Annotated in this window: 11 protein-coding genes; 1 reads left to right on the top strand and 10 read right to left on the bottom strand. The window is 46.0% G+C overall.

The window, feature by feature from the left end; all coding sequences use genetic code 11:
• A partial coding sequence (locus V7Z60_RS06330) for an ABC transporter transmembrane domain-containing protein (RefSeq protein ID WP_334117004.1) occupies positions 1–1,608 on the top strand: 1,608 nt, incomplete at its 5' end.
• 316 nt (positions 1,609–1,924) lie between these two features.
• Here V7Z60_RS06330 and V7Z60_RS06325 read toward each other — a convergent pair.
• The 10 genes from V7Z60_RS06325 to V7Z60_RS06280 all read right to left on the bottom strand — a co-directional run bounded on the left by V7Z60_RS06325 (position 1,925) and on the right by V7Z60_RS06280 (position 11,010).
• Positions 1,925–2,212 (bottom strand): bacteriocin immunity protein, encoded by a 288-nt coding sequence (locus V7Z60_RS06325; protein ID WP_334117003.1) that lies wholly within the window; start codon positions 2,210–2,212, stop codon positions 1,925–1,927.
• A gap of 130 nt (positions 2,213–2,342) precedes the next feature.
• Positions 2,343–3,608, bottom strand: coding sequence for a D-alanyl-lipoteichoic acid biosynthesis protein DltD (dltD, locus tag V7Z60_RS06320; RefSeq protein ID WP_334117002.1), 1,266 nt, complete (start codon positions 3,606–3,608; stop codon positions 2,343–2,345).
• Positions 3,609–3,839 (bottom strand): D-alanine--poly(phosphoribitol) ligase subunit DltC, encoded by a 231-nt coding sequence (gene dltC / locus V7Z60_RS06315; protein WP_334117001.1) that lies wholly within the window; start codon positions 3,837–3,839, stop codon positions 3,609–3,611.
• 16 nt (positions 3,840–3,855) lie between these two features.
• Complete coding sequence (gene dltB, locus V7Z60_RS06310; protein ID WP_334117000.1) at positions 3,856–5,052, bottom strand: D-alanyl-lipoteichoic acid biosynthesis protein DltB; 1,197 nt, start codon at positions 5,050–5,052, stop codon at positions 3,856–3,858.
• A complete protein-coding gene (gene dltA / locus V7Z60_RS06305; protein ID WP_334116999.1) occupies positions 5,052–6,572 on the bottom strand; it encodes a D-alanine--poly(phosphoribitol) ligase subunit DltA in 1,521 nt (506 codons plus the stop codon). The genes dltB and dltA overlap by 1 nt, the downstream gene beginning before the upstream one ends.
• A gap of 11 nt (positions 6,573–6,583) precedes the next feature.
• Positions 6,584–6,733: a teichoic acid D-Ala incorporation-associated protein DltX gene (locus tag V7Z60_RS06300; protein ID WP_334116998.1), complete on the bottom strand. Its 150-nt coding sequence runs from the start codon at positions 6,731–6,733 to the stop codon at positions 6,584–6,586.
• 158 nt (positions 6,734–6,891) lie between these two features.
• Complete coding sequence (locus V7Z60_RS06295) at positions 6,892–8,253, bottom strand: aldehyde dehydrogenase family protein (protein WP_334116997.1); 1,362 nt, start codon at positions 8,251–8,253, stop codon at positions 6,892–6,894.
• 4 nt (positions 8,254–8,257) lie between these two features.
• On the bottom strand, positions 8,258–9,535 hold the full coding sequence (locus V7Z60_RS06290) for an aspartate aminotransferase family protein (protein WP_334116996.1): 1,278 nt from the start codon (positions 9,533–9,535) through the stop codon (positions 8,258–8,260).
• Positions 9,536–9,568: 33 nt separating this feature from the next.
• Positions 9,569–10,300 carry an amino acid ABC transporter ATP-binding protein gene (locus V7Z60_RS06285; RefSeq protein WP_334116995.1) on the bottom strand — a complete coding sequence of 244 codons (732 nt, stop codon included), beginning with the start codon at positions 10,298–10,300 and terminating at the stop codon, positions 9,569–9,571.
• Positions 10,301–10,320: 20 nt separating this feature from the next.
• Positions 10,321–11,010 (bottom strand): amino acid ABC transporter permease, encoded by a 690-nt coding sequence (locus V7Z60_RS06280; protein ID WP_334116994.1) that lies wholly within the window; start codon positions 11,008–11,010, stop codon positions 10,321–10,323.
• Positions 11,011–11,096 lie beyond the last annotated feature (86 nt).

Below are 11,096 nucleotides of genomic sequence, written 5' to 3'. Positions count from 1 at the left end.
TTATCATTTATTCCAGTTTTGATGGAAGAGCACCAGACAATTGTAAAGATTTTCATCACCGCAATATTTATCGCAGCTATCGATATTATCAGCTCATATTTTCTACAAGAATTGATAGATTATTATATTCCAAAACAAAACATCAACCTTCTTGATATTGTTTCTGCAGGGTTGATAATATGCTACATATTTCAACAAATTACTCTGTTTTTTCAACAAAAACTTCTTTTAAAACTGAGTAATTCACTTTCCAAATCAATCGTTTTGAAATATTGGGGGTACATAATCAAATTGCCAATGTCTTTTTTTGAAACAAGAAAAACAGGCGAAATCACTTCAAGATTTTCTGATGCAAATACTCTTATAGAGGTACTGGGGGAAACTATCGTAACTATTTGCTTGGATTCAATAATCGTAATATCGATTCTTTTTTTCATATTTCATCAAAACGTCACTCTTTTTTGCATATCTTTGTGTATCATTCCGCTCTATATTTTGCTGATATATGCTTTCTCAACGTACTTCAAAAAAGAAAATTACAATCTCATGCAATCTTACTCAGAAGTAGACTCATCAATCATCGATAATATTACTGGAATAGAAACGATAAAATCGCTTTGCTTGGAAGATTTTTCCTATTCTCATGCAAAATTTAAATACACAAATTATATCCAAAAATATGTTAACTACACGAATCATGTCAACATGCAAAATTGCTTAAAAAATTTGATACAGCTGATTTTTAACGTCATCATACTATTGATTGGTGCAAGGATGATACATACCACTTCGCTGACAATCGGAAAACTGATGACTTTCAATGCTTTGCTAGGATACCTAGTGTCGCATCTCGAAGGAATAATATCATTGCAAACCAAAATACAGGCCGCCAATATAGCTAATATCCGTTTAAACGAAGTATATTCTGTCGAGCAAGAAGACAACTATGGAAACGAATATCTAGGAAATGTTGAATCAATAGAAGTCAACAATCTGTGCTACAGCTATGACTACGGCGATAATACGATAGATAACTTAACGATGATCATAAATAAAGGGGATAAAATTGCTATTTGCGGTGAAAGCGGGACTGGCAAATCTACTTTGGCCAAATTGCTTGCACGCGAAATACTTCCAGATTATGGTAATATTCTCGTAAACGGAATTTGTACAGAAGAGTACAACATAAAAAGTTACAGGCATAAGATAATTTATATTCCTCAAGAAACGACTCTATTTCCTGGAACCATTTCAGATAACATCACAATCGGGCTCAATGATTCTTTTTATTCTTCAAAGAAAATACAGCATCTTTGTGATTTAATCGACTTCTCCAAAGACATTAGGGAACTTCCAAATGGTATTAACACTCAAGTGAACTCAAACGGTTCAGGATTATCAGGAGGTCAAAAGCAAAAGCTTGCTTTAATTCGCGTAATGGTTAGAAACCCGCAAGTTATTATACTCGATGAATCATTATCAGCCATCGATTCAAAAAGTAGAAATAAAATACTGAAATTTCTGACTGAAAAACCTGATCTGACGATAATCTCGATTACTCACGATAAAGAAACCTTACCTTATTTTAAAAGAATATATAATATGTGAAATAGATGCTAAGGAACCCTATGTCTCAAACTAAAAGACAGGATGATTCACAATCAATCGCAAATTTCATCCCATTTTTTGGATATACAGAAACAAATCTGGATTTTGCCCGTAATCGGAGCCTGGCTTTTACAGGCAAATCCCCAAAATCGCCGTTTTGCCCGTAATCCCGTCTTGGTTCATTGATTAAGCGGACACTGCATTTGACAAAAAGAACTTCACGCATCCAAATTAAGAAAATGCCGGACAAAACCAGTCGAAAATCGACCGAATTTGTTCGGCATTTCATTTGATTCAAGAAATAAAAGGGATTTTTTCACCAAACGTTCGTTGCGTTAAACGTATTCAATCCGCCCAAAGCACCATCAGATTCGGCAATCTTCTTGATCGTTGCGAGTGCTGTTTTAGCTTCGTCATCCAATTTTAGATGTTCCGCAAGCATCGTTTGATTCAAGCGCTGATATGCCCATTTTGCTTCTTGAGCCGCATTTTCATTTTTCTTCAGACTGACTGCCGTCTTGTTGACGGTATCGTTGACGTAATCATTTTGGCATGCTTTGGCAAAACGTTCCAAAGCAAGCACTAATTCTTGTTTATCGCTCATCTTGAGGACTTCCTTTTATATAATCTAGCTTTATTATACTACTAAAATCATAGACCGAATCACTAAATTCGCACACTGCATTTTACACAATTGCCAAACAAAAAGCCCTCGCATAAACGAGAGCTTTTTGCTACTTCAAATCGTCAATTCCACTGCCCGAAAGATTCTGCCAGCCCTTGCTGTAGAACATGTCATTCATCCTGTAATGAGGCGTCTCAAATTCGGAGGCCATGAACGGACTGATGTAGGCATCGGCCGCAAGCCATCCGCGCCAGCCAAGGTGAATCGTATCCTGCATGAAGTACGGTTCTTCCCTGACGTCTGTCATGTCGCAGATGTTGTTGAATCCCTGCGACTGCAGCTGATACGTGATCTTCCTGTCAAACCGGTCAAGCATCTTCTGAGAAAGTCCGGTATATTCCATCCATTTCCTGTTGACCGGCGGAATGATGAACATGACGTCCATGTCATTGTCCTTGAACTGCTGCAAAACCAGCTGGAAGTCGGCAAATTCCGGTGACTGGGTATAGTCATAGTCAGCCTGCCTGCCCTTGAGCTTCCTGTAATTGCCCTTCAGTTTCCTGTCCCAGAACTTTTTCGAAACGTCAAACGGATTGTTGCCCGTTGCCCTTTCACCCAGTTTTGTCGCAACAGCGTCAAGTTTCCCGACACTGTATCTTTCAGGAAGCTTCTTCATGGCCCTGTCGACTTTTTCAGTCCGGTCATTCAGCTTGAACATTGAAAACAAGTGATCTTCATTTTCAAGCGCATTGCGCCGGTATTCAAGATACCAGCGCAACGGCCTTCCCAAAGGCCTGCCCCTTTCCTTTTTCCTCAACGCCAGTTCAATCAGCTTGTCGCTTGAGCCCGCCGGCATCGCAAGCAGCCTGCCTGCAGCATAGCGTGTTGCACGCGAATCCCTTGAATTCAAAATCCAGTTCACGCCCTCAAGATTTGAATAATACAAACTGAACGCCTCATCATTTGTACCGTCCTTTACGAACCATTGAGGCGAAATGATGAAGACCGCCTTCTTGCCGTGCAAAGCCGAATTGACCGGCTGCATTGAATAGAAATGCGCAAGTGACTGCGACCCTGCATTTCCAAGCAAAAACGGCTGATAATTTCGATGATACTTCTCAGCTAAAATCGAAGGATGGAGCGCATCGAGTCTTGAAAGTTCGGACGATCCGAAAAACGGGACGTACTTGCCCGAAAATGCCTGATTTTTGACGTATCTGCCCTTGAAAATATTCGTCGACTGCGAATATGAAATCTCGCGCATCTTCTCCTTTGAAACCCTGCCCTGGTTGAAGAGCGGAAGTCCGAGGAAAATTCCCAGCATCAGAAATGCGCAGATCAGCGGGCCGAAGATTTTAAACAACTCTTTTTTCATTTATTGCATACTCTCGACTTTGGCAATGATTTTGTTCGGCGTATCCCATTCGCTGCGTTCAAATTCAGAAACGGGAACGTCAATTCCGCACTGTGCCTGAAGTTCAAGCAGCAATTGAACCGTTGCCATCGAATCAAGCAGACCCGTTTCAAACAGATTCACGTCCAGATTCCTTGAAACTTCATCCGAACCCGTCAAATCTTCCAAAATACCCAAAACTGTATCTTTCATTTATAAAACCTCTTTCTTATTTAGCAAAAAACAACGTATCCAAAAAACCTGAGAATATCAAAAATGAGAAGCAGACGACGTTGAACGTCACGAAAATTGCCAGACATTCCGTAAATTTGTTATGCGGAAGCTTGTCTTTGTGCTTCTTCTTGAACCTGAGCCAGGCATCACACAGAATAATCGCGCAGGCATGGTACAAACCGTATACGATGTAATACCAGGTCAGCCCGTGCCAGAAGCCCATGATCAAAAACAGGAGCAGATATCCGACTGATGCGATGTGAACCCGGTTCTTCATCAGCTTGTTCTTCATGACGAAGAAGACGAAACGCATGTAGATATAATCTCTGAACCAAAATGAAAGCGACATGTGCCATCTGTTCCAGAATTCCTTGATGTTCCTTGATATAAACGGCCTGTTGAAGTTCACCGGCGTTTCAACGCCCATGATGTAGCTGATGCCGACCGCAAACAGGCTGTATCCCGCAAAGTCAAAGAACAGGTCCATTGCGTAAACGTACATGTAGGCGACAAGCCACCAGGAAATTCCGCCATGTCCCAGCGCATATTTGCTGACAACGGGCAGAATCAGCGTTCCGAAGACATAAGCCAGGATGAACTTGTAGAAAAATCCCAAAAAGATGTTCCAGACGCCCTTGCCCAGAAGTTCCAGATATTTTTCTCTGGAAGGAACCTTTTCATAGTCTTTTCTGAATCGTCTGTACCTGTCAATCGGTCCTGAAGAAATCGTCGGGAAGAACAGCAGAAAGTGCAGCACGTGATACCACTTCAATTCCCTGATCATCCCGTCACGAGTTTCCATCACCATTCCAACGACCTTAAAGGTCAGGTAGCTGATGCCGAGAAACCCCAGAACCGAAGGCCTGCCGGTAACAAACGGCGTCAGTTTAAAAATCAGGAGCGGGGCAATTGACAGAATAACCGCCAGAACAAAGACGTATCCGGAATTTCGTTTCCTTCGGTACGAATGATATCCACAGACCAGAAGCGTCTCAAAAATGACGTATCCCAAAAGGGCCAGTCCCTCGTTCATCTTGACGCCGCCAAACGTCAGCAGCAGGAAGGCAAATGAAACGATAATTTCATAGACTTTGAACCGCTTGCCGTAAAGCAGCCCGACGGCAAGCGGCAAAAGCGCAGCTGCCAGCAGAACGAAGTAGGTTGGATTCTGATACGGCTGCAGATTAATCATCAACGATTAACCTCCTTCATCAGGGACTTGCGGTCAACCTTGCCGTTTTGAGTCAACGGCAGTGTCTCGACATAAACGAAACGCTGCGGCATCATGTAAGGCATCATCGTTTCCCTGAGTTCTTCCTTGATTGCCTGGGTCATCTTGAAGTCGTCCTCATGCCCTGCATTTTTCAAAACGACATATGCGATCAGCTGGCTCACCTTATGATTTCCGTCATAACGCGGAACGGTTGCGGCACGTTCAACCAGACTTACGTGCGACAGGCACTGATCGACGTCTTCAAGCTCGATTCGGTATCCGTGAAGCTTGACCTGGAAATCCAGACGACCCATGTACATCAACTGACCGTTCTGATCAAAGCGCCCGAGATCTCCCGTTCGATATGCGCGTTTTCCTTCATATTCAAAGAAGGCCTGAGCCGTTTTTTCGGGATTGTTCAAATAGCCCTTTGAGACGCCGGCACCGACAATCGTGATTTCCCCGGCCTTTCCTTCCTCAACTTCATTTCCGTCTTCATCCAGCAGAATGATTTCTGCGTCTTCCTTACAGACCCCGATTGGCAGGCGCTGATAGTTCTCGAGGACTTTCTCCGTAATTTCCGTCTGTGTAACCGCAACGGTTGCTTCAGTCGGACCATAGGTATTGAAAACCCGAGCCCTTGGGAAACGTTCCTTTAATCTCCGAGCCGTCTGATGCGTCAGCTCTTCACCGCAAAACATGAACCGTTTCAAGTCGGGAAGATGTTTTTCGTCAAATTCCTTTGACAAGAGGCAGATATCGGCAAACGAAGGCGTTGAAACCCACGTGTTGACTTTCATTTCCGGCAGGCGTGAGAAAAGCTGCTTGAAATTGTCAGTTGTTTCCTTAGGCAGGACTTCGAGTTTGCCACCATTTGTCAAAGTCGTATATAGATCCATCACTGACAGGTCAAACGAGTACGGTGCCTGCGATAAGGCCGTCTGCCCCTTTTCCAGCCCGAAATCCCTGTCCATCCAGTCAACGAAGCTTGCCAGATCGTCATGCGCAATCCGGACGCCCTTTGGTCTGCCGGTCGTCCCAGAAGTGAAGATGATGTAAAAGTCATCGTCTCCCTTGACGTAATCTTCTTCGCTGACTGCCTTGCCTTCTTCAGCCATGATTTCGTCCAGGCGTTCCCTGGAAATTACAGGAACTTCCTGCCCCGTTTCGGGAAGCTCGCTTAACGCGATGCAGGCTGCAGGCCTTGCGATTTCCTCAATGACCTTGACGCGATCTTCAGATGAGTGAACGTCGACCGGGATGTATGCCCGGCCGGATTTGACAATTCCTAAAAAGGTCGCGATCATTTGAAAATCCTGTCCCCCAAAAACGATCAGCGGAGCCTTTTCCGGCAGATTTGAAGCTTTAAGATATGCTGCCAGGGCATCTGACTTTTCCTTCAATTCCCCGTAAGTATTTGTTCTCCCCAGATAATCGCAGGCGATTCGACCGGGATTTTCCGTTGCGACCCGATCGATTCTGCTGATAATGTTTTCCATTTTTCCACTCCTTAGAATTCGTTGTAAATAAAGTGAGACTGACTCATTCCGCTGTAGTTGTACAGGTAGACAAGCGCAAGCAGAATCAAAAAGTAAAAAATCGTCTTTGAAACGAAAACAACATACGCATTGTCTCTGAGTTTTCGAAATGCTTCTTTCATCGCAGTTCCTCCTACGCTTCCAACGTTTATAACAACGATTCTAGAGGTAATTTCTTAATAGATTCTGAAACCAATTCTTAAATCAGACGCCATAGCATAAAAAAACCTTAACATCACTGCGAACGTTAAGGCTTTCTTAAGAAAATATTCAAAACCAATCAGTCAACGACGATTTTCTCGTTTGCAAACTCAAACAACCCGATGTCGCTCATCTCCCTGCCAAATCCAGAGTTCTTGATGCCGCCAAACGGCAGTTCCGGATGCGCGCTTGAAGGCTGATTGATGAAAATCTGTCCTGTTTCAATTGCAAGCGCCACTTTTCCGGCACGCTCCGCATTTTCTGAATAGACGGCACCGGACAGGCCGTGTCTGGAATCATTGGCGATTCTGATTACGTCTGCGTCGTCTCTTGCCTTGTAAACCTGGGCAACGGGTCCGAAGAATTCGGCATCATAGGCAGGATTTCCCTTTTCGATTCCGCTCAGAATCATCGGCTTGAAGTAGCACCCGCCGGGAATCGCCCCGCCTTCAAGCTCGACTTTTGCTCCATGACTGATTGCTTCATTAATCTGATTTGTCAGCGTCAGCACTGCATCCCTTGAACTGAGCGGGCCAAGGTCTGCGGTTTCATCGAGCGGATTTTTCAGTTCAAGCTTGGAAAATTCAGTTTTCAGACCGTCAACGAACTTGTCATAGATGCTTTCTTCGACGATGAACCGCTTTGCAGACGTGCAGACCTGACCGCAGTTTCTGAGTCTGGCCTGAACGGCATCCTTGACCGCCTTGTCCAGGTCAGCATCGTCCAAAACGGCAAAAACATCTGTTCCGCCAAGTTCCATCGTTGACTTGAGCAGGTTTCTGCCGGCTTGTCCGGCAATTATCCTGCCGGCCTGTTCCGATCCCGTCAGCGCTACGCCGCAAATGCGAAAATCTTCCATAATATTTGCAGTCTGTTCATGAGTTAAAAAGAGATTCTTGAACGCACCTTTCGGAAATCCTGCCCTGCCCGTCAGTCTTTCGAGCAGATCGGCACACCCGCAGACAATACCTGCATGCTTCAGAATCACTGCATTTCCCAGCAGAAAACACGGTGCCAGCACCCTGATTACCTGTGAATAGGGAAAATTCCACGGTTCAATGCTCAGGACGATGCCAAGCGACTGATGATAAAGCATGGCCTTTCTGCCGTTTCCGTATTCATAGGTCTTCGGCTGCATCAATTCGATGCCCTTTGTTCCGTAATATCGCAGAATGCCGGTGCAAAGCCCGACTTCTCCGTGGCCTTCACGCAAAAGCTTGCCCATGTTTTCAGCGGCTTCGCGTGCCAGTTCTTCGACGTTTTCATCCATGACGTCGGCAAGTTTCAGCAGAAGTTCTGCCCGTTTTTCGACTGCCACGCCTTTTTGGCTTTCATAAAATGCAGATCCCGCTTCCAGTGCCTGCCTGACCTCCTGATCAGTTGACGTCGGAAAATCACGGACGATTTCTCCGGTTGCCGGATTGATTGCAGTATAGCTCATATCTTCACCCCTCGATTTCCTTCAGACATTCATCAATGATCTCAATTGCCCGTTCAATCTCATCCCTGGTTGCGGTCAAAGGCGGAATCAGGCGAATCACGTTGTGGAAAGTCCCGCAGTTGAGCAGAATCAGTCCCTTGGAAAGCGCGAGCTCCCGGACCTTTGAAACGACTTCCGGCAACGGATTGCCGTCTTTTCTGAACTCAATTCCGTTCATCATGCCGATTCCGCGAACACTTGAAATGAAGTCAGGATACTTTTCCTTCATATTTTCAAGTCTTTCCCTGATGAATGCGCCTTTCTTCCGGACTTCATCCAGAAAATCATCATTCATGATGTCAAGCACTGCACACCCGGCCGCACATGCCAGCGGATTGCCGCCAAAAGTTCCGCCATGCGCTCCCGCAGTCCATTTATCCATGTATTCGGTTTTCCCGATGACTGCACTGAGCGGAATCCCGTTTGCAATTGCCTTGGCAGACGTAAAAATATCCGGCTGAACGCCATAGTAGTCTTTAGCAAACAGATAACCCGTTCTGCCGTATCCGGACTGGACCTCGTCAAAAATCAGCAAAATGCCATATTCGTCGCAGATCTTGCGCAATTCCTTGATGAAGCGCGGCGGTGCCGGCAAATAGCCGCCTTCGCCCTGAACCGGTTCAATCACCATGCAGGCAACTCTTTCAGGCAGAATCAGATTCGTGAAAATCTTATGCACGGAATTCAAACACCGGTCGATTTCTTCGTCTTCCTTCAGATTCGTGTTCCAGACATCAGGAAAGTCAGCGTGATAAACCTGCGGCAGCTCAGGTTCGTAATTTTCCCGATACAATGCGCTTGACGCCGTCATCGAAGCACAAAGCAGCGTCCGCCCGTGAAACGAGCCGTTAAAGGCGATTATACCCGGTCTGCCCGTCGTTTTGAGCGCCAATTTGACCGCACCCTCATTTGCTTCTGCACCGCTGTTTGAAAAATAGACTTTGTACTCGCCTGGTTTTCCAACTCTTGCAACGAGCTTTTCTGCAAGTTCCACATATTTTGGATAGTACACGACGTTGTGTCCTCCGTGAACCAGCTCGTGCAGCTGTTCTTCAACTGCCCTGACGACTTTGGGATGATTGTGTCCGCAGTTGACGACTGCAACCCCTGCCGCAAAGTCCAGATATTTTCTTCCGTTTTCGTCAGTCAGCCATGACCCTTCTCCGGAAACCGCTCCGATTTTCGTCGCACGACCGGCAACCGGCGGGAAAACTTCAAGCGACCTTTCATATAAACTTTCCATTTCAATCCATCCTTTACTCGATACTCTTCATTCCTACATGACCTTCGACAGAAATTCCCGCGTCCGCTTGTTCTCGGACTTGTAGAAAATATAGTCGGCATCTCCGGCGTCGGCAATTCTGCCCTGATCCATGAACAACACCTTGTCCGCCACTTCCCTTGCAAACGACATCTCATGCGTGACGATGATCATCGTCATCCCGCTTTTGGCCAGACTGCGCATGACGTCCAGAACGTCACCGACCATTTCGGGATCAAGCGCACTCGTCGGTTCGTCAAACAGCATGACTTCAGGCTTCATCGCAAGCGCCCTTGCGATTGCAACGCGCTGCTGCTGCCCGCCTGAAAGAGACTGCGGATAAGCGTCGGCCTTGTCGTCCAGCCCGACCTGTCTTAAAAGCTCATGTGCATAGCCTTCTGCTTCCCCCGGTTCTGAAACTTTCAGCCTGACGGGGGCAAACGTAATGTTTTCAAGCACCGTCATGTTCGGAAACAAATTGAACTGCTGGAAAACCATCCCCATCCTGCGCCGCAGAACCTGCAGCTCCCTCGAGCTGACACTGACGATGTTCTTTCCTTCAAACTCGATTTTCCCCTCACACTCTTCCAGCCGGTTCAGACAGCGCAGCAAAGTGCTTTTGCCGCCGCCTGAAGGCCCGATCAAAACAACTTTTTCCTTCGGATAGACCTTAAATCCGATATTCTTCAAAACCGAATTTGACCCGTACGATTTCTTCAATCCGACAACATTGATCAGCGGTTCCATCTTATCCACACCTTTCCAAATCAAACGATTCCGTTGCTGTACTTTCTGCCCATTTTCCTTTCAAGAACACTGACGCCCTGCGACAAAAGGAATGTCAGGACGAAGTAGATGACTGCGGCAACGATCAGAGGCGGCACGAAATCATAGAGCGTTCCACCGACTCCGAGCGCCTGGGCCGTCAAGTCCTGAACTCCGATGTAAAAAAGCACCGAAGATTCCTTGATCAGCGAAATGAATTCATTGCACAGCGCAGGCAGCACGTTTCTGACAGCCTGCGGCAGGACAATGCTCGTCATCGTCGTCAATCCGTCCAGACCAAGACTTAATCCGGCCTCTGTCTGACCTTTCGGAACGGAAATGATTCCGGAACGAAAGATTTCGGCAGTATAGGCACCGGAATTTATGCCCAGGGCGATTGACCCGGGAATGATGCGCGCAATGCTTGAACCAAGAATTGAGATGTCCGGCAGTTCCATCAGTTTCGAAAGCGAATAATAGATCAGCATGACCTGAATCATTGCGGGCGTCCCGCGCACAATCGCCACATAGCAGCGTGCGACCCACGAAAGAAGCTTGAATTTGGACATCCGCATTGAAACAACGATCAGTCCAAGTAGAATCCCGATTGCAACGCCAATCAACGATATTATTACCGTTTGCGCCGTTCCGCAGATGAACAGCGGATAGTACTTGCTTAAAAAATCAAACATGACATTCACTCCAAACTGTCAAATCAACGTTCTTACTTATTTTCCGCCTGGATCTTCTGAGCTTTTTCGAACATCCTGTCAAGCTC

Source organism: Ligilactobacillus sp., from assembly GCF_036846325.1.
Taxonomy (GTDB): Bacteria; Bacillota; Bacilli; order Lactobacillales; family Lactobacillaceae; genus Ligilactobacillus.
Note: the sequence above shows the minus strand (reverse complement) of the source record. Positions and strands in the feature narration are given on the sequence as shown.